The organism is Acinetobacter entericus (assembly GCF_026168575.1).
In the GTDB taxonomy this organism is placed as follows: domain Bacteria; phylum Pseudomonadota; class Gammaproteobacteria; order Pseudomonadales; family Moraxellaceae; genus Acinetobacter; species Acinetobacter bouvetii.
Genome location: NZ_JAPEQW010000008.1, coordinates 13380 through 38366, shown reverse-complemented (window position 1 = coordinate 38366; position 24987 = coordinate 13380). Strand labels below are relative to the sequence as shown.

At 50.1% G+C, this 24987-nt stretch carries 20 protein-coding genes; 7 read left to right on the top strand and 13 right to left on the bottom strand.

Annotated elements, in window-relative coordinates; genetic code table 11:
- Window positions 1–20: 20 nt before the first annotated feature.
- Window positions 21–1466, bottom strand: coding sequence for an aminotransferase-like domain-containing protein (locus OKC24_RS07935; protein WP_131276682.1), 1446 nt, complete (start codon window positions 1464–1466; stop codon window positions 21–23).
- 97 nt (window positions 1467–1563) lie between these two features.
- On the opposite strand from OKC24_RS07935, the gene OKC24_RS07930 reads away from it, so the two are divergent.
- The gene (locus OKC24_RS07930) at window positions 1564–1992 is read left to right on the top strand and encodes a hypothetical protein (protein ID WP_131276684.1); all 429 of its coding nucleotides are present in this window, start codon (window positions 1564–1566) and stop codon (window positions 1990–1992) included.
- 22 nt (window positions 1993–2014) lie between these two features.
- On the opposite strand, the gene OKC24_RS07925 is transcribed toward OKC24_RS07930, so the two are convergent.
- Window positions 2015–2659, bottom strand: coding sequence for an SRPBCC family protein (locus OKC24_RS07925; RefSeq protein ID WP_130145375.1), 645 nt, complete (start codon window positions 2657–2659; stop codon window positions 2015–2017).
- A gap of 58 nt (window positions 2660–2717) precedes the next feature.
- Window positions 2718–3539 (bottom strand): 4-hydroxy-tetrahydrodipicolinate reductase, encoded by an 822-nt coding sequence (dapB, locus tag OKC24_RS07920; protein WP_131276685.1) that lies wholly within the window; start codon window positions 3537–3539, stop codon window positions 2718–2720.
- A gap of 209 nt (window positions 3540–3748) precedes the next feature.
- Here dapB and OKC24_RS07915 point away from each other — a divergent pair, with 209 nt between their 5' ends.
- A complete protein-coding gene (locus tag OKC24_RS07915; protein WP_131276686.1) occupies window positions 3749–5389 on the top strand; it encodes a PglL family O-oligosaccharyltransferase in 1641 nt (546 codons plus the stop codon).
- A 111-nt stretch (window positions 5390–5500) separates the two neighbouring features.
- Here the strand turns inward: OKC24_RS07915 and dnaJ are convergent, their stop codons facing one another.
- From dnaJ to OKC24_RS07895, 4 genes are all read right to left on the bottom strand, one after another.
- The gene (dnaJ, locus tag OKC24_RS07910; protein WP_130145369.1) at window positions 5501–6619 is read right to left on the bottom strand and encodes a molecular chaperone DnaJ; all 1119 of its coding nucleotides are present in this window, start codon (window positions 6617–6619) and stop codon (window positions 5501–5503) included.
- A gap of 104 nt (window positions 6620–6723) precedes the next feature.
- The gene (locus OKC24_RS07905) at window positions 6724–7101 is read right to left on the bottom strand and encodes a hypothetical protein (RefSeq protein WP_130145367.1); all 378 of its coding nucleotides are present in this window, start codon (window positions 7099–7101) and stop codon (window positions 6724–6726) included.
- A gap of 134 nt (window positions 7102–7235) precedes the next feature.
- Window positions 7236–10373: an efflux RND transporter permease subunit gene (locus OKC24_RS07900; protein ID WP_131276689.1), complete on the bottom strand. Its 3138-nt coding sequence runs from the start codon at window positions 10371–10373 to the stop codon at window positions 7236–7238.
- A gap of 2 nt (window positions 10374–10375) precedes the next feature.
- Complete coding sequence (locus OKC24_RS07895) at window positions 10376–11479, bottom strand: efflux RND transporter periplasmic adaptor subunit (RefSeq protein ID WP_265464948.1); 1104 nt, start codon at window positions 11477–11479, stop codon at window positions 10376–10378.
- Window positions 11480–11629: 150 nt separating this feature from the next.
- Here OKC24_RS07895 and OKC24_RS07890 point away from each other — a divergent pair, with 150 nt between their 5' ends.
- The 4 genes from OKC24_RS07890 (at window position 11630) to OKC24_RS07875 (ending at window position 17710) form a co-directional block, all read left to right on the top strand.
- Complete coding sequence (locus tag OKC24_RS07890; RefSeq protein ID WP_131276693.1) at window positions 11630–12247, top strand: TetR/AcrR family transcriptional regulator; 618 nt, start codon at window positions 11630–11632, stop codon at window positions 12245–12247.
- A gap of 161 nt (window positions 12248–12408) precedes the next feature.
- On the top strand, window positions 12409–15093 hold the full coding sequence (ppc, locus tag OKC24_RS07885; protein ID WP_130145359.1) for a phosphoenolpyruvate carboxylase: 2685 nt from the start codon (window positions 12409–12411) through the stop codon (window positions 15091–15093).
- A 297-nt stretch (window positions 15094–15390) separates the two neighbouring features.
- Complete coding sequence (locus tag OKC24_RS07880) at window positions 15391–16695, top strand: solute carrier family 23 protein (RefSeq protein ID WP_130145357.1); 1305 nt, start codon at window positions 15391–15393, stop codon at window positions 16693–16695.
- Between the two features lie 109 nt (window positions 16696–16804).
- Window positions 16805–17710, top strand: a complete 906-nt coding sequence (locus OKC24_RS07875) for a LysR family transcriptional regulator (protein ID WP_265464947.1) — start codon at window positions 16805–16807, stop codon at window positions 17708–17710.
- Here OKC24_RS07875 and OKC24_RS07870 read toward each other — a convergent pair.
- The 4 genes from OKC24_RS07870 to OKC24_RS07855 all read right to left on the bottom strand — a co-directional run bounded on the left by OKC24_RS07870 (window position 17707) and on the right by OKC24_RS07855 (window position 22293).
- Complete coding sequence (locus OKC24_RS07870; protein WP_130145353.1) at window positions 17707–18444, bottom strand: sulfite exporter TauE/SafE family protein; 738 nt, start codon at window positions 18442–18444, stop codon at window positions 17707–17709. The genes OKC24_RS07875 and OKC24_RS07870 overlap by 4 nt on opposite strands.
- Before the next feature lie 186 nt (window positions 18445–18630).
- Entirely contained in the window at window positions 18631–20106 is a 1476-nt protein-coding gene (locus OKC24_RS07865) for a sulfite reductase subunit alpha (protein WP_265464946.1), read from the bottom strand.
- Between the two features lie 9 nt (window positions 20107–20115).
- The gene (locus tag OKC24_RS07860) at window positions 20116–20706 is read right to left on the bottom strand and encodes a PepSY-associated TM helix domain-containing protein (RefSeq protein ID WP_130145349.1); all 591 of its coding nucleotides are present in this window, start codon (window positions 20704–20706) and stop codon (window positions 20116–20118) included.
- Window positions 20707–20736: 30 nt separating this feature from the next.
- Window positions 20737–22293 (bottom strand): DUF2271 domain-containing protein, encoded by a 1557-nt coding sequence (locus tag OKC24_RS07855; protein WP_131276698.1) that lies wholly within the window; start codon window positions 22291–22293, stop codon window positions 20737–20739.
- Between the two features lie 100 nt (window positions 22294–22393).
- Here OKC24_RS07855 and OKC24_RS07850 point away from each other — a divergent pair, with 100 nt between their 5' ends.
- Window positions 22394–23287, top strand: coding sequence for a DUF4198 domain-containing protein (locus OKC24_RS07850; protein ID WP_131276701.1), 894 nt, complete (start codon window positions 22394–22396; stop codon window positions 23285–23287).
- Between the two features lie 62 nt (window positions 23288–23349).
- On the opposite strand, the gene OKC24_RS07845 is transcribed toward OKC24_RS07850, so the two are convergent.
- Both OKC24_RS07845 and OKC24_RS07840 read right to left on the bottom strand, forming a co-directional pair.
- Window positions 23350–23637, bottom strand: coding sequence for a chorismate mutase (locus tag OKC24_RS07845; RefSeq protein WP_130145343.1), 288 nt, complete (start codon window positions 23635–23637; stop codon window positions 23350–23352).
- A complete protein-coding gene (locus tag OKC24_RS07840; RefSeq protein WP_130145341.1) occupies window positions 23618–24940 on the bottom strand; it encodes a hypothetical protein in 1323 nt (440 codons plus the stop codon). The genes OKC24_RS07845 and OKC24_RS07840 overlap by 20 nt, the downstream gene beginning before the upstream one ends.
- Window positions 24941–24987: the final 47 nt, after the last annotated feature.

The window sequence follows — 24987 nt, the reverse complement described above, 5'->3', positions numbered from 1 at the left end:
GGCTTTTTATGCGCCGTTATTCAGGATGCATTCACCTGCACCGCTGTTGAGAGCCCATGCTTCACCCAATGCGCCAGCTGCAATATGGCCTGCTGGATCTCTGCCGAGAGTTCATGGCCAGCATTCAGGCGAATGCAATTGTTATAGCGCTGATCTTCCCCAAACAGCAGTCCAGGCACAATATTGATGCCTTGCTGCAGCGCGTGATAGTACAGCGCCAAACCGTCCACATGCTCAGGAAATTGCAGCCATAAGGCATAACTGCCCTGAGGATGATTGATCCTCACCGCAATACCTGCAAAAGCCCGAACAATAAACTGCCGGTACTGTTCCACCTGCTTCATGAGTTTCGGACGCAGCTGGCTTAAATGCTGGCGGTATGCCCGGCTGTAAATTAAATCCGCCAGACCCAGCTGCAAAGGCGTATTGACTGAAATATTCTGAATAATCAATTTGGCATGCAAATGTTTCAGCCGCGGCGGTATGCAGAACCAGCCTACACGGTAAGAAGGGGATAAGGATTTTGAGACTGAACCGCAATAAATCACATAGCCCTGCTGGTCCCAATACTGAATGGGCAGAGGCCGCGCTGCACTGAAGCTGCACTCAGCATAGATATCATCTTCAATCATATGGCATTGATATTTGGCCGCCAGCTGCGCAACCTTTTGCTTTTCTGCGTTGCTGAGGCAAAAGCCCAGTGGGTTTTGAAAATTAGCCGTCAGCAGGCAAAGTTTTGCGCCTGAATGCTGCATGGCCTGTTCCAGCCGCTCCAAATCAAAGCCTTCGGTATCTGCAGGAATTTCAATAATTTTACGTTTCAGCAAAGCCAGCAGCTGCAGCTGGCCATTATAATTGGGCGTCGGAACAATAATGCTGTCCCCTTCCGCACTTAAACTTTGGATCATGACTGACAATGCCGGCATGCAGCCATTGCTGACATAAATCTGCTCTGGGGCAATATGAAAGCCGTCTTCAGACCAGTGCGCCGACAGCGCTTCACGCAGCCGCAAATGCCCCTGCCGGTCACTGTATAAAAAATCTTCGGGCTTGCAGTACTTCAAGGCGCGCTGTATCGAACGGCTCAGCGCCTTGGCAGGAACAAGATTCGGAGAAAGCTGAATCGAGCCTAAATGGATCAGCTTGCTGTCTATGGCGGCTTCGTGAATCTGAATTTGCAGTTCCAAATTGGAAATTTCACGAACTTTGGGCTGAAAATCCGGATGCTCAGGCACTGCAATTTCACGGCTAGGCGCTTGTTCCTGCACAAAATAGCCGGACTTTTCTTTAACGTAAATCAAGCCATTGGCTTCCAGCAATTCATAGCAGCTTTTTGCTGTATTCAAACTGATCCGCTGCTGCGCGGCAAACTGGCGCAAAGAACTGAGGCGCTGATCTGCACTCAGTTCCCCTGTATAAATTTTCTGTGTAATTTGCTGCGCCAGCAGCTGGTACTGAAAGGCCATACTGTACCCATTTTTTAATATTTACTGTATCTGTACCCAAAACACTAACATATTTAAGCTTGCTGTACAGTTTTTCAATCAGATACAGGAGAAATTCATGAAAATAATAACAATACCTTTCACTCTTTTCAGCCTATGCCTAATGGCCTGCCAGCCTCAAAAGCCCAGTGCCGTTGCGCAGCAGCAGAACTTTATCTGCAGCGCGTTGATTGAAGGATTTTTAAAGTCTCAAAAACTGACGCATTATCAGCTTTGGAAAGTACAGCCCACACTCTACAACACCGCGAGTCAGCGCTTATATATCTATCAAGCGCAGGGCTCAAACAATATGAATATTCTGCCCCAGCAGCAAAAACTGCGCTTTGCCTGTGAACAGCTGTCTGCACGCCAGTTTCAGCTGAAATTGTCTGATCCGCAGCATGAAAATGCTATCGCGCAGCTAAGTATTGAGCTGCCCGAACCGATGCAGCTGAAAGCGCTCACAGCATTCAGCCTTCCATCTGAGCAAAGTGTTCAGCCCGAATAGGGCTGAAGCGCTTTAATGCGGGCTATTTCAAAATTGCCGGCAGTTCAATCGCCCCTTGCGGTTTCGCCAATTCCGCTTTCATTTTCTGCAGCATTTGATAAGGCTGCTGCTGCACAAACATATTGGTCACAGACAGCGGAATAGAGCCCTCAGGATTGGCATAGCCGTAGGTCGACACCTTCACCTTCTGCGGACCCAGCTTTTGAAAGGCCCAGTCGCCTTCGTAACTGGTTAAGCGCACATAATTGCTATTCAGCGGATAGCCTTTCTTTAACGCTTTATTTTGAATGCTGATAATGCCCTGCGCATCTTTGGACATTTTACCCTGCACAATTAAATCACGGTCTTTTAACGGGAATGGAAAATCCAGCACCATATACAGCTGAAACTCGCCTTTTTTATCATCCCGGTACAGCAGCTTCATCTTGCCCAAAAACGGCACCCAATCCACCGCATGATCTACATTTAAAATGAGCGCGACAGCCTGCTCAATCGGCACATTCAACGTCGTTTCAGCTTTATACATCATGACGGGATTTTGACTGTCCTGATATGTCCAGACCTTAATATTGTTTTTATTCAAGCTGAGTTTTGGGCTGCCCGCAGGCGAAGCCTGTGCCGAAGCGCTCAGCGCTGCAGCACAGGCCATCAATATGACTCTTTTCATTCCATTGTTCGTCTTATTTTAGTTTTCTATGATTTTTATAACGGATTTTAATCCAGATTTATACCTGAATATCGTTAAATCCAAGCACATCCTTCATGTCATATTTGCGCGGTTCACGGCCGACTACCCAAGCAGCGGCGCGGACAGCGCCAGCAGCAAAATTCATGCGGTTGGTGGCTTTATGGGTAATTTCGACACGCTCGCCTTCACCAATAAACATTGCTGTATGTTCGCCGACAATGTCGCCGCCGCGGATAGTTTGAAAACCAATGCTTTGACGTTCACGCGGACCGGTGTGGCCTTCACGGCAGTATACCGCATCCTGCTTTAAATCACGGCCCAGCGTTTCAGCAATCGCTTCGCCCATCATTAATGCGGTGCCAGACGGCGCATCAACTTTATGGCGGTGATGCGCTTCAATAATTTCAATATCCACGGTATCGCCGAAAACTTTCGATGCCAGCTCCAGCAGCTTAATCGAAACATTGACACCCACTGAATAGTTTGCGGCATACACCACAGGCGTTTCCTGCGCGGATTCATCTAAATGCGCTTTCTGCTCATCGTTCATGCCGGTTGTGCCAATCACAATCGCCACACCGGCTTTACGGCAAAGTTCAAGATGATGCGCTGTCGCTGCCGGCGCAGTAAAATCAATCACCACATCACAGTCTTTCAGGACCTGTTCCAGGCCGCCAGCGACTTTCACGCCTACCGCGCCAATGCCTGCCAGCTCGCCTGCATCTGCACCCACCAGGCTGCTTTCCGGACGCTCCACCGCTGCCGCCAATTGATAGCCGGCCTGCTGAACCGCTTGAATTAAGATGCGCCCCATGCGGCCGCCTGCACCCAATACCCCAATGCGCGGATTTGCTGACATAACCTTTTCCTAATGCTGATTCGAAATTGCCCTTACTATAGCAAAACTCCTGAGCTTGGCTAAGTTCGGCGGACAAAAAATCCTGAAAATTCTGCGGGCTGTTTTCGGCGCGCCATTCCTGTTGCCTGCCGCTGCAGAAAATGCAGCGCTTTTTTATATCTTGCGCATTTCGATGTATGATAAGCGCGTTTTTTCCACGATGATCAGGCATGAGAAACTTCCTGTTTGCGCTCGCTGCAATTTTTATGTTTATTGCATGGCTGCACCCCATTCATTACCGGCCATGGGCAACTTATTTAGGCGAGCTGTATGCTTTTTTTGCGCTGTTCGCTTTAGCGGCAGCGTTCTTAAGACAGCACATTCAGCTGCCGAAAATCACCTTACCCATCTTCGGGCTGGCGCTGATTCCGCTGATTCAATTCGCCTTCGGCCATGTCTATTATTTCAGCATCGCGCTGCTCGGATTCCTGTATGTCTTTTCATTCTGGATGGCTATTGCCATCGGCTTCAGCCTAAGCAGCCAGCCGGACAGCCGTGAGAAAACCTTCCTCTATTTAAGCTACACCTTTCTCGCTGGCGGTATCGCCACAGGCCTAGTGGCGATCTGCCAGTGGCTGAATTTTGATGAGCAGCTGAGCTGGATTATGATGAATATCAGCGGCAGCACCCGGCCATTTGCCAATTTTGCCCAGCCCAACAACATGGGTACATTCCTGCTGATGTCCCTGCTGGCCTGCCTTTATCTGTATGAGAAGAAAGCCGTCGCCACTCAATGGCTGGTTCTGGCTGCACTGCCCATTCTGATTGGCGTAGCGCTCAGCCAGTCACGCACCTCTTGGGTGGCTTGTATTGCGATTCTGCTGTATCTGTCTTATCAGCAGTACCGCCACGTCATCCGCCTGCCATGGCGCTACAATGCGGTGTGGCTGGCCTGCTTTGCCGGATTGATTTTTTACCTGCCGGAAATCAGCCAATGGCTGGCGCAGGTGTCTGGCTTGCAGATGATCGAAAGCCGTGATGTGGCGCAGCGTGCTGGCGGCGATATGTCGCGGCTGGCCATTTGGCAGCAGATGGCGCATGCTCTGGCGGCGCAGCCTTGGTTTGGCTATGGCTGGTATCAAACCAGCACCGCCTTCGTGTCTATTTCAGATACCTTTCAAGGCCCCGTCTGGGTCCGCAGTTCACATAATTTTATTTTAGATTTTCTGATTTGGAATGGTATGCTGGTTGGCGGACCATTTCTGATGTATTTCGGCTATTTAGGCCTTCAGCTGCATAAGCGCGCGCAATCAGCGGCAGCGGTGATTGGCCTGCTCATGATTGGTGTTTTCGTTATTCATGCCATGCTGGAATTTCCGCAGAATTATGCATACTTCCTGCTGCCTGTCGGTTTTATTCTGGGCACCGTGCTTGCGCAAAAAACGGATACTGCCGCGCTAACGCTGCCGCCCGCCTTTATGCGTACTGTGCTCATCATTGGCCTTGCATTGCTCGCCGCAATTTACCGGGATTATGATGTGCTGGTGCCTAAAATGGATCAGGCTGCCCGCTTTGAAAAAACCCCAGAAAAGATTACCCGCAATGACCAGATTTTCTTGCTGACGGAGTTCAGCCACCGCATTGATTTGATCCGCGCGAACCCTTATCAGCGCATGTCGAAGGCTGAGCTGGATGAAGTTGAAAAATTGGTCCGCAGCTATCCAACCAAATACAATTTGACCAAATATGCCAAAATGCTGGCCTATAACGGTTATGAAGCTGAAGCGAAGCATCAGCTGCAGCGGCTCAAGATCATTCAGAAAAAAGATTTAAGCTACGAAGAGTTAATCAAAGATATGCCGTCAAAATAAACAGCGCATCTTTGAATCAGCACGGGCTATTCGTGTCTTATTGATCATCCCAGCCTAAAAAAAGAGCCTGCAAAATGCAGGCTTTTTTTTTATCGCGCTAATTTAACCACATTAGTCAAATAGGCGATCAAAAAATGATTTTTTCTTTGGCGATGACCGGCTGCCTTCGCCATCCATGGTTTCCTGTAGCTCTTTCAGCAGTTCACGCTGACGCGCCGTCAAATGGACAGGAGTTTCCACCACAATACGGCAGAGCAAGTCACCCTGCATGCTGGTGCGTACCGGTTTTACCCCTTTGCCGCGCAAACGGAACATCTTGCCGGTTTGTGTGCCTTCAGGAATTTTCAGGCTGACACGGCCATCCAGCGTTGGAATCTGAATTTCTTTACCTAAAGCCGCATCCGCAATGCTGATCGGCACATCCATATACAAGTCTGCACCGTCACGCTGGAAGATTTCATGCTCACGCACCACGACTTCCACATACAGATCACCTGACTGGCCGCCGCGGATTGCTTCGCCTTTGCCGCTTAAGCGGACGCGGTCGCCGTTGTCCACACCTGCAGGAATCGTGACTTCAAGTGTTTGCTGACGGTCTGACACCCCTGAACCATGACATTTATTGCATGGATTCTTGATGATTTTGCCTTGGCCGCGGCAGGTGCTGCAGGTTTGCTGCACCGAGAAAAAACCTTGCTGCATGCGCACTTGGCCTGCGCCATGGCAGGTTTTGCAGGTTTCAACATCATTTGGGTTTTTCGAACCGTTGCCGTCACAGGCATCGCACGGCGCCGGCGCAGTAAAGGTAATGGTTTTCTTCACGCCTTTAACCGCTTCTTCAAGCGTCAGTTCCATCACATAGCGCAAATCTGACCCGCGGCGCGCGCGCTGCTGGCCGCCACGGCCGCCGCCGCCAAATGCGCCGCCGAAAATGTCGCCGAACTGGCTGAAAATATCTTCTGCGCTGAAGCCGCCAAAACCGCCGCCTGCTCCGCCCATGCCGCCTTCAAAAGCCTGATGGCCCATGCGGTCATACATGCTGCGCTTTTCGCCGTCCGACAGCACTTCATAAGCTTCAGAAGCTTCTTTAAATTTTTCTTCAGCTTCCGGGTTGTCTGGGTTGCGGTCTGGATGGAACTTCATCGCCAACTTACGGTAGGCTTTTTTAATTTCATCATCACTAGCGGTTTTAGCGACACCCAAAACCTCATAATAATCACGTTTAGCCATGACTGGCGATGCTCCTCACGGAATTTAATTAATACTCAACTGAGGTCTGAAATTGGGTTCAAACCAAGTTTTACAAGGGGGGAGCTGGAAAAAAATCTGCAGGCTTAGAAAACTGCTTTATTTTTGAAAAACTTAGAAATGCCTTTAATCCAGGCATTCAATAAATACAGAAAGGCGATACAGGAGAAAATCACTCCTGCTACAGTGCAGCCTGTCACCCATAAATAGGTGTCCCAATAATAGAAAAATAATGGGATAAACCATAAGGCGGCAAAACACGCCAAAATAATATAAATAGTGATAGTGCGCATGACCCATAATGCGTGCGCCTGCATCCAGACTTCCGCTGAATCCAGCTGCGTGACTTTACGGGCAAACCAATAGGCCAATAGGCCGCTCACAACGGTAAACAGCGCAAAAAACATGAAGACATAAGAAATCGCTATATAGCGGCGATACTTGGTAATGTTGTCTGTCGTCATGTCTGATTCAACCCCATCCACTGCCCATCAAATCCCTGAATACGCGCAGTGAATTGCTTATTAAAATTATCAATAAAGATTAAGTGCTACTATATTGAAAAAAACAATATTTCGCACCCAATTTTATGAAACTTTTATGGATTCTGCTGAATTTTTTTCACCTTAAACCACTGCGCATACAATGCAGGCAAGAAAAATAGAGTCAGCAGCGTCGCAATAATCAATCCGCCCATAATCGCAACGGCCATAGGGCCGAAGAAAATACTGCGTGACAGCGGAATCATGGCCAGCACAGCCGCCAAGGCGGTCAGCACAATCGGCCGGCAGCGGCGCACAGCGGCATCCAAAATCGCATTCCATGGATCATGCCCCGCTTGAATATCCTGCTCAATTTGATCAATCAAAATCAGTGAATTGCGCATGATCATGCCAGACAGCGCAATTGTGCCCAGCATCGCCACAAAGCCAAAAGGCTTATTGAACAGCAGCAGGAACAGCACCACGCCAATAATGCCTAAAGGCGCTGTCAGAAAAACGATAAAGGTGCGCGACATGCTGCGCAGCTGAATCATCAGCAAGGTCAGCACAACAGCCAAAAACATCGGCATGCCGGCATTGACTGAGTTTTGACCGCGGGCAGATTCTTCCACGGTGCCGCCCACTTCCAGCAGATAGCCGCTTGGCAGCTGGCTGCGCAATTCAGCCAAGGGCTCAGACAGTTCATTGACTACGGTTGCCGGCTGCAGTTTTGTGCGGATATCCGCGCGCACTGTAATAGTCGGCAAACGGTTGCGGTGCCAAATCAAGCCTTCTTCAAAACCGTATTCAATTTTTGCAATTTGCGCCAAAGGCACTGAGCTGCCCGATGCTGTCGGAACCGCCAAACTGCTGAGCGAGCCGACATCTACACGCTCGGCCTCATCACCGCGCATGCGGATTTCAATCAGCTCACGCTTTTCACGGAACTGGTTGATGGCAGCGCCGCTGATGGAACTGTTCAGGAAATTGGATAAGTCCAGCGTATTTACCCCCAATTGGCGGGCGCGGTCCTGATCAATGTCCAATTTAATGACTTTGCTGGGCTCGCCCCAATCCAAATGCACATTGGTGGTATTTGGATTGTCACCGACCTTGGCGGCTACTTTTTGCGCCCATTCACGCACCTGCCCCAAATCTTCGCCAGACACGCGGAACTGCAGCGGATAGCCGACAGGCGGGCCATTTTCCAGCAAAGCCACACGGGTGCGCGCTTCCGGCAGCAGCAGGCGGATCTTCTCGCTCAAGGTTTTGCGGATTTCATCCCGGTCATCCAGCGAGGATGCCAAAACGACAAACTGGGCAAAACTGGCCTGCGGCAATTGCTGATCCAGCGGCAAATAAAAACGCGGCGAACCGGTGCCGACATAAGCCACAAAGTTGTCAATGCCCTGCTGTTTAGACAGAAAACCTTCCACTTTGCGTACAGCCGCTTCTGTCGCTTTTAATGAAGCGCCCTCTTCCAGCTTGATATCCACTACAATTTCGGCTCGGTTGGAAGGCGGGAAGAACTGCTGCGGCACCAATTTAAACATCAGCACAGACAGCACAAAAATCCCCACCGTCGCCGCAATCACGGTTTTGCGGTAAGTGACGCAGGCATTGACCCATTTTTTAAAATGCTGATAGAACTTGGTCTGATAGGGATCATGCTGTTCTCCAGCATGGTGCACCATCGGCTCAGGTTCCGGCTGCTTGCGCAGACGCGCCCACAGCCGCTGATACCACGGCGCACGCTGCACCACATCTTTATTGAAATCCGGCAGCAGCTTGTCGCCCAAATACGGGACAAACAGCACCGCGGCAAACCACGATACAATCAGCGCAATGGTTACCACTTGGAAGATGGAGCGGGTATATTCACCTGTACTCGATGCCGCAGTCGCAATCGGCAAAAAGCCGGCAGCCGTAATCAGCGTGCCCGTCAGCATCGGAAAGGCAGTCGTGCGCCAGGCATGGCCCGCGGCCTGCAGCCGCGTATAGCCCTGCTCCATTTTAACCGCCATCATTTCCACGGCAATAATGGCGTCATCCACCAGCAGGCCCAGCGCTAGAATCAGGGCGCCAAGGGAAATCTTATGCAGGCCGACATCAAACAGATTCATGCCGGCAAAGGTCATGGCCAGCACCAAGGGAATGGAGAATGCCACCACCAAACCAGTGCGGAAACCCAATGAGAAAAAACTCACCAGCAAGACAATGATGACCGCTTCCGTCAGCACCTTCATAAATTCATTGACGCTGCGCTTTACCGCTACAGGCTGATCGGACACTTTTTGCAGCGTCATGCCCAGCGGCAGCGCTTTCTGCAAGGCGGCAAATTCGGTTTCCAGATTTTTGCCCAGCGCCAAAATATCGCCGCCTTTACGCATCGATACCGCAATGCCGATGCCGTTTTCCGCCATAAAGCGCATGCGCGGCTGCGCGGGCTCGCTAAAGCCGCGATACACTTCCGCCACATCGCCCAGCTGAATGGTCTTGCCATTAATCAGCAGCGGCATTTTCTTCAGTTCTTCTACACTATGCAGGTTGCCGCTAGCGCGGACTTGAATGCGGTCAGAACCGGTTTCAAAGAAACCCGCGCTGGCAACGGTATTCTGCTGCTGCAAAGCCTGCTGAATCGCGCTGACCGGAATCCCCAGCTGAGCAGCTTTGGTATTCGACATTTCAATCCAGATTTTCTGATCCTGCAGGCCAATCAAATCAACCTTGCTGACATCTTTGACCCGCTGCAACTGCAGCTGCAGGCGGTCGGCATAGTCTTTCAGCGCGGCATAGTCAAAGTCTTTGCCGGTCAGCACATAAATATTGCCGAAGGTATCGCCGAATTCATCATTGAAGAAAGGCCCCTGCACGCCGCTTGGCAGCTGGTGCTTAATATCATTGACCTTTTTGCGCACCGTGTACCAGACATCCGGAATATCTTTGGAACGCAGGGAATCTTTGGCAACAAAAGTTACCATGGATTCTCCAGGGCGTGAATAGGCCATAATGCGTTCATACTGGCCGGTCGTCATCAGTTCTTTTTCAATGCGGTCAGTGACCTGCATTGACACTTCTTTGGCGGTTGCTCCCGGCCAATAGGTCTGAATCACCATTACTTTAAAGGTAAAGGGCGGATCTTCGCTTTGTGACAGCTTGGAATAGGACACAATGCCGACAATGCCGAGCAGCAGCATAAAATACAGCACGAGGCCTTTATTTTTCAGCGCCCATTCCGAAAGGTTAAATTGCATATTTAGCCTCCCGCCTGAATGGTCACTGGGCGGTTTTCACGGTCAATCGGCTTAATTTTCTGTTTTTCACGCAGCAGATGCACCCCGCCAATCACCACATACTCTGACGGCTTCAGGCCGCTGAGCACCGGCACACTGTCACGGCCATAAGCGCCCAGCGTTACAGGCGCTTTATGCACAGTATTGTCTGGATTTACGGTCAACACATAAGCCTGCTGCCCTTGCGCAGAAACGCTGGACAGCGGCACATTCAGCTGGCCATTTTCAGTATGGCTGAAAAAGACCCGTGCGCTTTGCCCCAGCTGAATTAAAGCATTGCCTTCCCGCAGCGCCACTTTTACGCTATAAGTGCGTGACTGATCCGCCGCTGGCGAAATTTCACGCACATAAGCATTAAACTGTTCGTTCGGCTTAGACCATAAAGTGACTTTGGCCGGCTGGCCTGGCTTAATCTCTGCAATCGCCTGTTCCGGCACACCAATCACCACCTCCCGCTCGCCATTGATCGCCAGCTGATATGCCGGCTGACCCGCCGCTATCACTTGACCCGCTTCAATATTGCGCTCGGTAATCACCCCATTTTTTGTAGCGGTCAGCTGGTTGTACTGCGTTTGATTGCTGCTGACGTCATAAGCCGATTGTGCCTGCTTTAGATTTGCCTGTGCAGTTTTATATTGGTTTTCAGCGGCATCGTATTGCGAACGGCTGACGGCATTGATCGGCAGCAGCTGCTGAAAGCGCCTCAATTCACTTTCTGCAGTTTTGACTGCAGACTGCGCGCTGTCCAGCTGGGCGCGGTTGGCATTTTTCTGCAGTTCCGCATCTTTCACATCCAAGCGGGCCAGCACTTGCCCAACCCTGACCTGATCTCCAACGTCCACATAGCGCTCAACAATTTGACCGGCCACTCGAAACGCCAAAGCCGTCTGCTGGCGCGCCTGCACTTCGCCGGCATAGCTTTTCTGATTGACCTGCACAGCGCTCGGCTGTGTCACCATCACCAATGGGACTTCCTGTTCAGCAGATGCCTGATCCTTGCTGCATCCCCCTAAGGTCACACCGCAGACAATAATCATGCTGGCAACAGCGGTTTTTATCGTGCTCATGAAGCTCGCTCTTATATCAAAGTAGTTTTTAAGGCAAAATAGGCAGATTAAAAAGTGATTGTTTTTTAATTAATAAACCCTACGGTACATTAATTGTTAATTTAAGACAAAATCAATGACCTGAATGACATTTTTGGAATTTTTTTGCACATGAATGCTGGACGTCCAAAAGACTTTGAAAAACGCAAGCGCATCTTAGATGCAGCAAAAATCTTATTTTTAGAATGCGGCTATCATGGCTGCAGCATGAATAAAATTGCGCAGAAAGCCGATACCACTAAACTGACGGTGTATAACCATTTCCAAGATAAAGAAAGCCTATTTACAGCAGCCATTGCAGAAACCTGTGACAAGCTGATCAGCGCGCAGCCGATTCATTTGTCGGCAGACAGCAATTTTCTGCAGGCGCTGCAGCATGCCTGTGAGCTGTCTTTAAATATTGTCAATCTGCCGGAAGCGCTGAAAATGGAATATCTGCTGCTGGAACTGGCTTCGCAGCATAATCCGCTGGCGCAGCAGTTTTACAATGCATCTCATCAGAAGCTCTGCGGTTTATGGGAAAATTTCTTTGAACAGGCGGTTGCGCTCAAATTTATCCGTCCAGATGTCCCCCGCACACAAACCATGCTGATTTTTTCATTGCTGCTGGGCCTGCGCCATCATGAAGTCTTAATGGGCATCCGGACTGTTCCCGATCATGCAGAGCAGCAGCAGATTATTCAGGACAGCATGGCGCTGTTTCTGCTGCGCTATGGAATTGGCGCCTGATGACTAAGGTATTTTTCTCTTAAATTGGCCGCGTCAAGTCTGGATCGGCATAAACATTGCTATTTTCTAAGCAAACTGAATCCGACTTTTGTCTGTGCCTGCTTGGATTGTCATTGAATCGGGGTATATTCAAAGTCAGAACAACCGGAGAATGCGAAAAAATGATTCAACAAATTGATGCTCCATTACGTGACGATGTACGATTGCTGGGCAACCTGCTGGGCGAAACCCTGAAGCAGCATGCTGGACAAGATTTGTTTAATCAGGTTGAACAGATTCGCGCCCTTGCGAAAGGCGCACGCGACGGGCAGGCTGAAGCGGAAAAACAGCTGGAACAGCTGTTCCTCAGTCTGGAAGATGATGAAATTCTGCCGCTGACCCGCGCGTTTACCCATTTTTTAAACTTTGCCAATATTGCCGAACAGTACCATGTAGTGCGCAGCCGGCGTCAAAGCGAGTTTGATGAACAGGCGCCATCACCCAACCCGCTGGATCATTTATTTCAAAAATTCAAAGACCGTGACATTTCTTCCGAAGCGCTGTATCAGCAAATCTGCGAATTGAAAATTGAACTGGTGCTGACCGCGCATCCGACTGAAGTCAGCCGACGCACTTTGATTCAAAAATATGACGGCATTAATGACTGCCTGTTTAAGTTTGATCAGCAGAAGCTGACCCCGCGAGAACGCCAAGCTGTATTGGACGATTTAAAACAGCTGGTGTGTTCTGCCTGGCAAACCGATGAAATCCGCCAGCACCGCCCGACCCCTGTCGATGAGGCAAAATGGGGCTTCACCACTATTGAACAGACGCTATGGAATGCTGTGCCTAAATTCATGCGTGAATTGGACGGCATGGTGCATGAGCACTGCGGCCAGCGCCTGCCTTTGACCATTGCGCCGGTGCGCTTTGCCTCCTGGATGGGCGGCGACCGCGACGGCAATCCGAACGTGACCCATAACATCACGCAAGAAGTGCTGTGGCTGTCGCGCTGGAAAGCCGCCGACCTGTATGTGCGCGACATTGAGGCCCTGCGCTGGGAACTGTCGATTGAACAGTGCAGCGCTGAACTGCAGGAAGCGTTGGGACAAAACCACCCAGAACCGTACCGTGAATATCTGCGTGAAACCCGCCAGCGCCTGAAAGCCACCCGTTACTGGCTGGCGCAAAAACTGAAAGGTGAAGATGCAGATGACAGTCAAGTCATCCAAAGCAAAGATGAACTGCTGCAGCCGCTGCTGCTGTGCTACCGCTCGCTGATAGATTGCGATCTGCCTGAAATCGCCAATGGCAAATTGCTGGACTTCATTCACCGCGTGAATTGTTTCGGCATTGAACTGCTGAAACTGGACATCCGCCAAGAATCCGGCCGCCACCGCCAAGCGATTTCAGCCATTACAGAATATTTAGGCCTGGGCAATTTTGAAACGTGGACCGAACAGGCCCGCCAGAACTTCCTGCTGCAGGAACTGCAAAGCAAGCGTCCGCTGCTGCCAAAGCATCTGAATGAACCGGAACAGAGCCTGATTGAACACCCTGATGTGCAGGAAGTCTTTGCCACTATGCGCACATTAGCGGAACAGCCGTCAGAAAGCTTAGGCGCGTATATTATTTCAATGGCGGAATATCCAAGCGATGTGCTGGCCGTGCTGCTGCTGCAGAAAGAAGCCGGCATTCAGCAAGCGCTGCGGGTGGTGCCATTATTCGAGACATTGAAAGATTTGGACGGCGCTGCGGCCACCATGCAGACCTTATTCGGCATGCATTGGTATAAGCAGCATATTCAGGGCAAGCATGAAGTCATGATTGGCTATTCTGACTCTGCTAAAGATGCCGGCTTTATGTCTGCCAACTGGGCGCAGTACCGTGCGCAGGAAGAATTAACAGAGATTGCAAAGAAACACGGCGTACAGCTGACCCTGTTCCACGGCCGCGGCGGTTCAATCAGCCGCGGCGGCGCGCCAACCCAGCAGGCGCTGTTCTCACAGCCGCCGGGTTCAATTTCAGGCGCGATCCGGGTCACCGAACAAGGCGAAATGATCCGCTTTAAGTTCGGCTTAGAAGGCATTGCCTTGCAGAATTTGGAAATTTATACCGCAGCCACCTTAGAAGCGACGCTGCTGCCGCCGCCTGAACCTAAGCAGGAATGGCGCGCGCTGATGCATAAAATGACTGAACTGTCTGTGCAGGTCTACCGTCAAACCGTCCGTGAAAACCCGCATTTCGTCAAATATCTGCGTACCGTAACCCCCGAACTTGAACTGCAGATGCTGCCTTTGGGCTCACGCCCGGCCAAGCGTAAAGTCAGCGGCGGCATTGAATCCTTACGCGCCATTCCATGGGTCTTTGCCTGGACGCAAATCCGCTTGATGCTGCCTGCATGGCTGGGCACTGGCGCGGCGATCAATCAAGTGCTGGATCAGGGGCAAAAAGCTGTACTGGAAGAGATGCTGCATGAATGGCCTTATTTTCAAACCCTGATTGATATGCTGGAAATGGTGCTGTCCAAATCGGACAGCCATGTCGCGCTGTACTATGAATCGCATCTGACGCAGGACGAGGATTTGAAAGCCTTAGGCGAAGAACTGCGCCAGCGCTTGCGCGATGCGGTGCAGACCTTGCTTGCGCTGAAAGGCGAATCCAAGCTGCTCAGCAGCAATGACGTACTGGATCAGTCGATGAAAGTACGCAAGCCATACCTGCTGCCGCTGCACCTGCTGCAGGCAGAATTGATGAAGCGCCGCCGCGCCTATCTGGCTGAACGTCAGGCGGAAAACACCCCGGTTGATCATGCCCTCATGGTCAGTATTGCCGGCATTGCTGCAGGTCTGCGCAATACCGGCTAAAGCCCCAAACTCAATAAAAAGGCATATCCAAGGATATGCCTTTTTATTGACCATTTATTCTATAATCCATACATTTAATCATAAATTAAATCAAAAAAATTTATGACTGCCCTCTGCGGGCTTTAAATTTATTAATCACTGATTTAACGCTATTTTTAGAATAAAAAACTTTTACCGTGCGGTAAAAAACAATGAAAAGTCATAGGATTAGTTTTAATTTTTTTTTTATTGCAGTGATTAAATCTTCCAAAAAAGAAGCGTATGATGTGCACAATTTAAATTTTGAGTGCTCGTTTTATGTCCAATTGGTTTCCCAAATGGCGCCCGTATGAAGGCAGTATCGATGCACGTCCAGTTGGCACCAATGAATATCTGCCGCCTGCGCAAAGTGTTGTATTGGGCATACAGCATGCCTTTGCCATGTTCGGAGCGACAGTTCTTGCGCCGTTCTTAATGGGCTTTGATCCAAACTTGGCCATCTTAATGTCAGGCCTGTGCACCATTTTGTTCTTTATTATCACGGGCGGCCGTGTGCCAAGCTATTTGGGGTCAAGCTTTGCCTTTATCGGCGTAGTGATTGCCGCCACGGGCTATGCAGCGTCTGGCACCGGTGCTCCGAATGCCAATATTGCCATGGCTGCCGGCGGCATCATGGCCTGCGGTATTTTGTATGCTATTTTCGGCTTCATTGTGATGGCGACTGGCACCCGCTGGATTGAAAAACTCATGCCGCCTGTGGTCACAGGCGCTGTAGTGATGATTATTGGCTTGAATCTTGCGCCGGTGACCGTTAAAGGCGTGATGGGCAACAGCTTTAATATGTGGATGTCACTGGTGACTGTGCTGTGCATGGGCTCCATTGCCGTATTCACCAAAGGCCTGTTGCAGCGCTTGCTGCTGCTGGTCGGCCTGCTGCTGGCTTATTTAGTTTATTTCATCGTATCCAATGTCATGGGATACGGCACACCGATAAATTTTACGCCGATTCAGCAGGCTGCTTGGTTTGGTGTTCCGCATTTCCATGCGCCTGAATTCAACGTCAATGCCATGCTGATTATTGCCCCGATCGCCCTGATTTTAGTGGCGGAAAACTTGGGCCATATTAAAGCAGTCAGCGCCATGACCGGTGAAAACCTGGATCCGCATATTGGCAAAGCTTTTGTGGCGGATGGCGTAGCGACCACCCTTTCCGGTGCTGTCGGCGGCCCAGGCATGACCACGTATGGTGAAAACATCGGCGTCATGGCAGTCACCCGCGTTTATTCAACCATTATCTTTGTAGTGGCGGGCGTATTTGCAGTATTTCTGGGCCTGTCTCCAAAATTTGGCGCCATCATTCATACTATTCCAAGCGCAATTTTAACCGGTGCATCAATTGTAGTCTTTGGTTTAATTACCATTGCCGGCGCGAAAATCTGGATTGAAAATAAAGTCGATTTCTCTAAAAATAAAAACCTGATGGTGGCAGCCGTGACCATTATTTTAGGAACCGGCGACTTTGCGCTTCAGTTCGGCAGCTTCAATTTAGGCGGCATTGGCACTGCAACATTTGCAGCTTTAATTCTGAACTGGTTCTTCAGCTTAGCGGATAAGTCAGAATAATTTGACGCTTCAAATATAAAAAGCAGCCATTTGGCTGCTTTTTTCATATCCGCATTTTTTGTCTGCCGATTTTGAGTAAAATAAAGCCTTCTTATAAGAGCAAAAATGCATGCGCTTAGATCTGTTTGACTTGCAGCTGGTGTTACATATTGTAGAAACCGGCAGCCTGACCAAAGGCGCTGAGCGCTCTGCAATTTCGCTGCAGGCCTGCAGTGAGCGGATTAAAAAAATGGAACAGCGCTATGCGGCCAGTTTATTTACCCGCCATGCTTCAGGCGTAAAGCTTACGCTGGCAGGTCAAACTTTCGTGGAGCATGCGCAGCAGATCCTGCAGCAAGGCTGGCAGCTGGAGCAAGCCATGGCGCCTTTTGCGGCAGGGCTGAGTTCCAGCATGGTGCTGTGGTGCAATTCTTCTGCGCAAAGCGAGTATTTGCCCCTGCTGCTGCCGCAGTATTTATTGCAGAATCCCAATGTGCAGATTGAACTGAAAGAGGCGGAATCCCATGATATTGTGGCCACCATCGAACAGGGTACGGCGCAGCTGGGGCTGATTTCAGGATTTTTCAGATCCAGCCAGCTGCAGACCTTGGAATTTGCCGATGACCCTCTGGTGCTGATTTTCCCGAAGGCGCATGAGCTGACAGGCCATGCGCCAATGCCGCTGGCTCAGGCCCTTGGCTATCCTTTTGTCGGGCTGATGCAATATCACTCCTTGCAGCAGTCCATTGAAACGCAGGCCAAACAATTAGGATCCCGCATTCAATACCGGCTGCGCCTGCCTAACTTTGCCTCTATTGCTCAAGTGGTCGCCAATGGCGTAGGCGTTGCCATCATGCCTAAACGGGCGGCTCTGCGCCTGCAGGCGCTGTATGCTTTTGACACGGTAGATTTAACCGGCGACTGGGCCAACCGGAAACTGATGCTGACTGCTCGCAGCTTCGATGATTTATCTACGCCGTATCAGCATTTCAGCCAATTTTTAATTGCGCAGCACAGCGTATTGAAGCTGGATTAAATCCAGCCGAATTGATGCAGCATCATATAGCCGCCAAGGGTAATCAGTCCTGCAAAAAAAACCTTGCGGAATTTCTGTTCCGGTATGCGGTAACGGATTTTTTTGCCTGCCCACATGCCGATTAACGCGGGAAACAAAGCAATCAAAGACATTTGGTAATCCAGCGGCATATTATCGGCAGGATTCTGCTGTAAAAATACGGCAAGGCAAATGGTCGATGTCGTAAATGCCAAACCCAGCGCCTGCACGAGGTCATCCCGCTTCAGCTGCAGCCCTTGCAGATAAGGCACCACAGGAATCACCACTACGCCAGTCGCTACAGTAAGCGCGCCGCCTAAATAGCCAATAATGGGCGACAGCCATTTTTCCTGCCCGGCAAAATTCGGCAGTTTTTTGGCACATAAGCCATAAAGCCCATATAAAGCCAGCATTGCCCCGAGCAGCGCCTCACTTTGAAATTCGCCATGGCCTAAAGTCGGAAAAACACTCCAAATCGAACCGGCAATTATGCCCAGCAGCAAAGGCCAAAAACGCTGGACCAGCTGCAACACCCGCCCTTCAGCGAACAGCTGCCAAAAATTAGTGACCATTGAAGGGACTATCAGCAATGCCGCTGCCTGAAACGGACTGATAACCATAGTCAGCAGCCCCATCGCAACAGCAGGCAAACCCAGTCCAATCGCCCCTTTAATCATGCCGGCAATGGCAAATACCGCAATGACAAACCCAATCATCTGCTTACTCGTTTCATGTTTAGCGCTATGCTAAAAAATTCTGCGCCAATGAAAAATCACTGTTTTTGGAATCTAGCCTCAATTAAATATTAAGGCTTTGCTGTAATCCGCATTCTGCCGCAAAAAAAAGCGCCCATAAGGGACGCTTTTTAAGTACAGATTTAAGGCTTGAGGCTTGAATAAAACTCAGTACACATCACGGCGGTAGCGCTGTTCTCGGCGCAGCTGCTCCAAGTGCGCCGCGCCTAAAATTTCAGTCAGCGCTTCATCCACCCCTTGCGCCATCCCCTGCAGGCTGCCGCACAGGTAAATATAAGCGCCCTGATTCACCCATTCGCACAGCTGTTCAGCTTTTTCCGCCAGCGCATGCTGCACATATTTTTTAGGCTGATGATCGCGTGAAAATACTGTATCCAGCGTGTGCAGAACACCGCTGTTTTTCCAGTCTGAAAGCGGCTGTTCAAAAAGAAAATCGAACTGCTGCTGCCGTTCGCCAAAAATCAGCCAATTTTGGCGGAATCCCCAGGCATGGCGCTGCTGCAAATGCGCCATCAATCCCGCAATTCCTGAACCATTGCCAATAAAAATCATTGGCTTATCAATTTTTGCCAAATGAAATGCTGGATTCGTCCGGATATGTGCAGTGATGCTTTCTCCGAAAGCAGCACTTTCCGTCAGCCAGCCCGAACCGACGCCTAAGCCCTGTTCAGTGATTTGCTGGCGCACCACCAGTTCCAGCTGCTTAGACTCAGGAATCGAGGCAATGGAATAATCCCGTAGCGGCAGCGGCGCAAAGCGTGTGACCCACTGGCTGAAGCTTTCATCCGGCTGGCGTAAAGGCAGCTGGCGCAGATTTTTCAGCTTGAGGGCATCGGCCGCAGCCTGATCAGAATCAGCTGGATGCCGCTCTAAAAAACGCTGAATCTCTGCGGCGCCATTTGCGCTTTGCACTTCCAGAATATCCCCAGACTGCCACTGCTGATTGTGCACAGACAGCATAATGCGGTACATTGCGCCGCCGCAGCTGCCTGCATTCAGCAGCTGCCGATCCTTCAAGCGGAAATCTGTCCACTGTTTTCCCTCATGCGCCATGCCCAGCTGCAGCTCCGCTGCTTTTTCAAGATGGTGTGTCCAAGTGTTCAAATCTGCCGCTGAGGACTGATCAACACAGACCAAATCAAACCATGGCTGCGCCTGCTGCTTCAGCAGCCATGCATTCAGCTCCTGCCCAAAATGGCAAAAATTGGCATAACGGCGGTCGCCAAAGGCCAAAACAGCATAAGACATCTGAGATAAATCAAAAGACTGCCTGAGAATTTTTTGCTGAAAGGCCTGTGCTTGATCTGGCGCATCACCCTCGCCATAGGTGCTCACCATCCACAAAACTTTGCAGGCCTGCGGCAACTCCTCAGCGCGGATGTCTTGGATATTCACGCATTTTGCGCCCGCGCCCGCTTGCCGCAACTGCTGTGCGGTGTGCTGCGCATACTTCTCGGCTTGACCTGATTGGCTGGCGTAAATAATGAGATACTGCTGAGAGTCGAGTCTTCGTGTCTGTTTTTTTTCAGCACGCCGAGCGTACAGCAGCCAAACCAAAAGCAAAACATGAATAAACAGTAAAACCGCAAAAAAGCTCAGAAGCAGAAGGGCTGCATGTGTCATATCAAATGCCTATACAGCCGACCAAATTAATGCAATTAAAACAGCAAGACTGGCAGCCGTCAGCAGCAGATGCTGCACCAAACGCGATTTGATGCTGAGGAATAAAATATAGCCCGCCAAAGACAGCGCCAGAATTAATATCGCGCTGATATCAATCAGCCAGCTCCATGCAGCGCCTGCGTTTTTGCCGCGGTGCAAATCACTGATCAGCGACACAGCGGATGCCGGCTTTTGTGTAATCTCAACTTCGCCAGTATCCAGCAAAGCCCAAACATCTGTAGAGCCGGCAGGGCTTTCCAGACGGATCATCACTTCGCCATCCAGCACTTCACTGCTTTGATAGCGGCCGATAATAGATTCTTTTTGACGGACATACGCCAGCAATGCATTAGAAGGATTTTCCTGCTTCTGCAGGGCCTGAAGGACATCATCAGGCAATTCGATTTTGACCGTTTTTTCGTCTTTTGCCGGATCAAACCATTCGGGATGATTCAGCAGCAGGCCGGTCAGGGAGAAGAACACCAGCACAATAAAGGCAAATGCTGACAGCCAGCCATGCACATAACGGGCATGGCGGTAAAAATCACGGCGTTGGTACACAGTTGAGACCTTAATCATCCTTCAACAGGATCAATTGATTTTTTGGAAATTCATTTTGACACTGCCAATTTCAGTTTGCGCTGGCAGGCTTTGACTGGAATTTTTGGCTTTCACATCTAAATTCATCATCTGATAAGAGTGATCGCCATGCTCACGGGAAGTTTCAATATGCACAATATATTGACCGGCTGGAACCGCTTTGCCGCTGTCATCTTTGCCATCCCAAGCAATCTTGTATTGGCCCGGCTGGCGTGAGGGCTTGGCAACTGCATCGAGCTTTTCCATTTGACGGCCATAGCGGCGCCACCACACATAGTTGGAATTAATCCATTGTTCATTCTTGCCCCAAACCGCCAAAGTACGGACCAGTTTTTTATTGGCATCCGTCACCCAAACCGAGACATACGGGGCGCGGTATTTTTCCACATTAATTTTCGGAATGACCAAATCAATCGACGCTTGATAGTCGGATGGCCATTTTGCCGATGACGTGCTTGCCACAGCCTGCATTTCGGGCTGCGCCGCTTGATGCTGCAATAAGCCATTCCAGCCCGCGCTTTGATAAGATGCACCGCCGCGCATAGTCAATTTCGCTTCATAGCCGGCCAAAGCTTCAATCAGCTCTAAGCCCTCTGCCGGCGGCATAGCAGCCAAAGCCGTGGCTAAAGCATCGGCATCCGCTGCGCAAGTGCCGACAACCACGCATTGCTCAACCTGCTGCAAAGGCAGGCCGGTTTTCGGATCGAGCAAATGCGATTGACCTGCCAATGAACGGTAGCCTTGACCGCTGAATGCCACAGCCTGATCTTTAAGCTGCAGCACCTCGCTTGGCACAGCCAAATCATGATGATTAAACGCATCCTGCACGCCGATGTTCCAGCCATCCTTTTGGGGCGCGCTGCCCCATACGCGGATGTCTCCGCCGATATCAATCAGCAGGCCTTCAGCCGCAGGCACTTTTTGACGGGCAGCCACCATGGCGCGGTCAATGATATAGCCTTTGGCATAGGCATCTGGCGCAAATGACACCGCAGCATCCATCTGGATCCGCTGCGCAGATTCGTCTATTTCCACGCTGTCCGGCTTCAATAAATTCAGCACCTGCGCATGGGTTGCTGTATCTAAATCAGTAATGCCTTGCGATTTTTCCCATAGGCCAATCAATTGACCTAAGCGCGCGTCAAATGCGCCGCAAGTTTTATTACGCCAAGCTTCACAGGCGGCAATCACTTCAAAGAGTTCAGGGGAAACCGTACCGGCTTTGTTTTTATTCAGGGCGGTAATTTCGCTGTCTGCGCGCCAAGTTGAGAGTTTCTGATCCATGCGGGCAATTTCAGTGTGAATCGCTTCTAGCGCCAATTTGGCCTCTTGCTGAGAGACCCCTGTCACCACCACATCTAAAGACGTGCCCAAGACATAATCGCGGTGAAAACGGTGCGCTTGCGCCGCTTGCTGTTCAAACTGGCCATCTTCTGCTTTTTGTTCCGCCTGCACGCTGATTGGAGAAATCAGCGCCAGCGCTACAACCAATGGCGTTAGTCGGAATGCTGTCCGTGCAGGTTCATTTTTATTAGCAGTAAATGGCATACTGATTCTCCAAAATATTTTCTGAATTTTATTGATAATGATAGTAGTTATCAAGTAGATTACGACCGATAATTTCGATTTAAATTTGGAGTATGGTTCAATGAATCATTGGTTAAAAATTGCTTTGCTCTCTTCTTTTCCGGTATTGAGCCATGCACATACTGTCAGTCCATTCATCCTGCCGGACGCATTTGATATAAGCAGCTCGAATGTTAGCTTCCAAAGCGCATTAACGGTGGAAAAATTCTTTGTTCCAAGCAATAACTTTAAAACCAGCTATGTCATTACGCAGCCGGGCGGCCAACAGCTTGCGCTGGATGCAGCCGCATCGTTAAAGCGCTTTAATGTCGCTGAATTCAGCCCTGCCGATGAAGGCACCTACCGCATTCAGACGAAGGATGCGGTAGGCAACAGCGGGAAATACGCGCTGATTGATGGCCGCTGGCTGCGTGTCCGCCCGATGCGCGCTCCAATGGCTCAGCAGGCAAAAGCGCCTGAAGCGCCCAAAGCTGAAGCAGCGAAAACCCCTGCGCCAGCCAATGCACAGCCTCCGCGCATGATTGCAGCTGACCAAGTGCCTGCCAATGCGCCAGTATTCGAAGTGAAGAATACGCTTATTGCTGAAACTTACATTACCAAAGGCAAGCCAAGCGCAATTCCAGCGCCTTCAAATAAAGGCTTTGAGCTGAAACTGCTGACTCATCCAAGCGAACTGTATGCAGGCGAAGCTTTAAAAGCGCAAATCCTCTTCAATGGCAAAGCTGTGCCGAATGTAGAAGTGGATGTCTTCAAAGGCGCCGGCAATTTGGATGCTGAAAAAACCAAGGAGCTTCCTGCAGTCAAATCCAATGCGAAAGGCGAAATTGAAGTGAAATTCGATAAAGCCGGCATTTATTTAATTACTGCGGCGTATCCTGAAGCCAACCCGGATAATACGAAAAAGCCGCAAGCTGAATCGCTTACCTATGGCTTAACTATAGAAGTTGCTGAATAAGCAAAATCGGCACTGCATAAAAAGCTCCGATACTGGAGCTTTTTTGTTTTTCTAGCGCCTGATTAAGGCCTGATTTCCTTTAATTCACGGCGAATGAAATGCTGAATCATTTCACGGTAAAGATGTTCAACCAAATCCGGATCAACCCCTTGAGCTTCCGCTGCGCTGCGCACTTTTTTAACGACCTCATCCGCCCGTTCCGGTGACTGCACATCCTGCTCGGTCCGTTTAAAACGCACGGCCTGATCCACATAAAATTGACGCGCCGCAATCAATGCTATCAGCGCCTCATCAATCACATCGATTTGCGCGCGGGCTTGTTCTAAAGATTCAACTTTCTCTTTGTTCATGCGGCTTCTGTTCACTGTCAGCTGTGTTTTCACTTTTATACTTCTCTTCTAACACATTACTGAAAATACTTTCAATCATCCAAACGCGGTATAAGCTGTTAAAGACATAGCTTTGTCCGTCAATGCGCAATTCCAGCACAGGAAAATCGGGCTGAGATTTCATTTCACAATGCATATCGTTTTCCTTCAGCATTGGTTCTACATCCTCTTCAATCAGCGCGGCAATGCCCAAGTCCTGCTGCAGCTGCTGAAAATGCGCTTTAAAGGATAAATCTCTGCCCTTGGTCCACACCGCCTGCAGAATTTGGTACATTGCCTCAATGCGCTGCTCTTCCGGAACGCTGTAATACAGCTGCGCCATGTACAGCGTCGCAGCTTCTGTCGGACGGCAAAACGGCGTAAATGCCACTTCTGTCCGCTTAGACAAGCGGGTCGCCAAACCCCAGTCAAACAGGTCGCGGCCATGGTAGCTGAGCGGATAGACATTCAGCTGAATATTGTAAAAATCAGCCAATTCTTCTTTGATATAGGCCAGCAAGAGCCACGAAATCGGGTCTTCCAGCGCAATATACAAATCCAGCTCCGGATCCAGCGCCTGAATTTCATTCAGCTCTTCCGCATCACTGATCAAATGCTCGCGCCATTCAATATGATTGATCAGGAAAATCGGATTATCCGTCAGCAGCTTCTGCTGCTTTAACCGGCGGGTTAAGCGGAGCAGGTCATCCACCGCATGGTATTTGCGCTCGCCAAATTCGAAATAGCTTGCCAGCACGGGCATTTCGCCAAAAATGCGCTCTGGGAAATGCTGTGGCTGATGATGCCGGCTGGCCATGGCATGCAATGTGCGCAATTTGCCATACTGCTTTTGCCACAGCATATGGAACACGTCTTCCAGCAAATACAAAAAGTCCTGACCGCGCAAAGGGGTATTGCGCAGAATGGTTTCCGCCTGCTGCAACGCTTCAGCCGTGGGCTGTTCGGGGGTATCATGAAAGCTGAAGCGGTGCTGCTTAGACAGAATTTGAGCATCGTTTAAGCAATACTGCTGCCATTCTGCAGCAGACATATGATTGGGCGGTTCGCCGCTCTGATTGGAGATATAAACTTTTAAGGGCTTCAGTTCATCACTGAGGATTTCTTCCAGCTGAGGCAGCTGCTGGGCAGCCAAGTAGCTGTAAACATCATCTAAACGCAGGTAAACGCTTAAACCTTGTTCCGTGGGTAACACCGTTTGCCGAGTCGGTTTTTGATAAAACCAGCTCGATCGGATTGGATCAAACCAACGGCGCAGCAGTGACATGAGATTTGCCTCGAAAAATAAACCCTTGCAGGACTACAAGGGTTTAT

What these genes read in the sequence shown, in the direction of transcription:
- OKC24_RS07935 (WP_131276682.1), bottom strand. Translation starts at nt 1,466, where the DNA reads ATGGCCTTTCAGTACCAGCTGCTGGCGCAGCAAATTACACAGAAAATT.
- OKC24_RS07930 (WP_131276684.1), top strand. Translation starts at nt 1,564, where the DNA reads ATGAAAATAATAACAATACCTTTCACTCTTTTCAGCCTATGCCTAATG.
- OKC24_RS07925 (WP_130145375.1), bottom strand. Translation starts at nt 2,659, where the DNA reads ATGAAAAGAGTCATATTGATGGCCTGTGCTGCAGCGCTGAGCGCTTCG.
- dapB (WP_131276685.1), bottom strand. Translation starts at nt 3,539, where the DNA reads ATGTCAGCAAATCCGCGCATTGGGGTATTGGGTGCAGGCGGCCGCATG.
- OKC24_RS07915 (WP_131276686.1), top strand. Translation starts at nt 3,749, where the DNA reads ATGAGAAACTTCCTGTTTGCGCTCGCTGCAATTTTTATGTTTATTGCA.
- dnaJ (WP_130145369.1), bottom strand. Translation starts at nt 6,619, where the DNA reads ATGGCTAAACGTGATTATTATGAGGTTTTGGGTGTCGCTAAAACCGCT.
- OKC24_RS07905 (WP_130145367.1), bottom strand. Translation starts at nt 7,101, where the DNA reads ATGACGACAGACAACATTACCAAGTATCGCCGCTATATAGCGATTTCT.
- OKC24_RS07900 (WP_131276689.1), bottom strand. Translation starts at nt 10,373, where the DNA reads ATGCAATTTAACCTTTCGGAATGGGCGCTGAAAAATAAAGGCCTCGTG.
- OKC24_RS07895 (WP_265464948.1), bottom strand. Translation starts at nt 11,479, where the DNA reads ATGAGCACGATAAAAACCGCTGTTGCCAGCATGATTATTGTCTGCGGT.
- OKC24_RS07890 (WP_131276693.1), top strand. Translation starts at nt 11,630, where the DNA reads ATGAATGCTGGACGTCCAAAAGACTTTGAAAAACGCAAGCGCATCTTA.
- ppc (WP_130145359.1), top strand. Translation starts at nt 12,409, where the DNA reads ATGATTCAACAAATTGATGCTCCATTACGTGACGATGTACGATTGCTG.
- OKC24_RS07880 (WP_130145357.1), top strand. Translation starts at nt 15,391, where the DNA reads ATGTCCAATTGGTTTCCCAAATGGCGCCCGTATGAAGGCAGTATCGAT.
- OKC24_RS07875 (WP_265464947.1), top strand. Translation starts at nt 16,805, where the DNA reads ATGCGCTTAGATCTGTTTGACTTGCAGCTGGTGTTACATATTGTAGAA.
- OKC24_RS07870 (WP_130145353.1), bottom strand. Translation starts at nt 18,444, where the DNA reads ATGATTGGGTTTGTCATTGCGGTATTTGCCATTGCCGGCATGATTAAA.
- OKC24_RS07865 (WP_265464946.1), bottom strand. Translation starts at nt 20,106, where the DNA reads ATGACACATGCAGCCCTTCTGCTTCTGAGCTTTTTTGCGGTTTTACTG.
- OKC24_RS07855 (WP_131276698.1), bottom strand. Translation starts at nt 22,293, where the DNA reads ATGCCATTTACTGCTAATAAAAATGAACCTGCACGGACAGCATTCCGA.
- OKC24_RS07850 (WP_131276701.1), top strand. Translation starts at nt 22,394, where the DNA reads ATGAATCATTGGTTAAAAATTGCTTTGCTCTCTTCTTTTCCGGTATTG.
- OKC24_RS07845 (WP_130145343.1), bottom strand. Translation starts at nt 23,637, where the DNA reads ATGAACAAAGAGAAAGTTGAATCTTTAGAACAAGCCCGCGCGCAAATC.
- OKC24_RS07840 (WP_130145341.1), bottom strand. Translation starts at nt 24,940, where the DNA reads ATGTCACTGCTGCGCCGTTGGTTTGATCCAATCCGATCGAGCTGGTTT.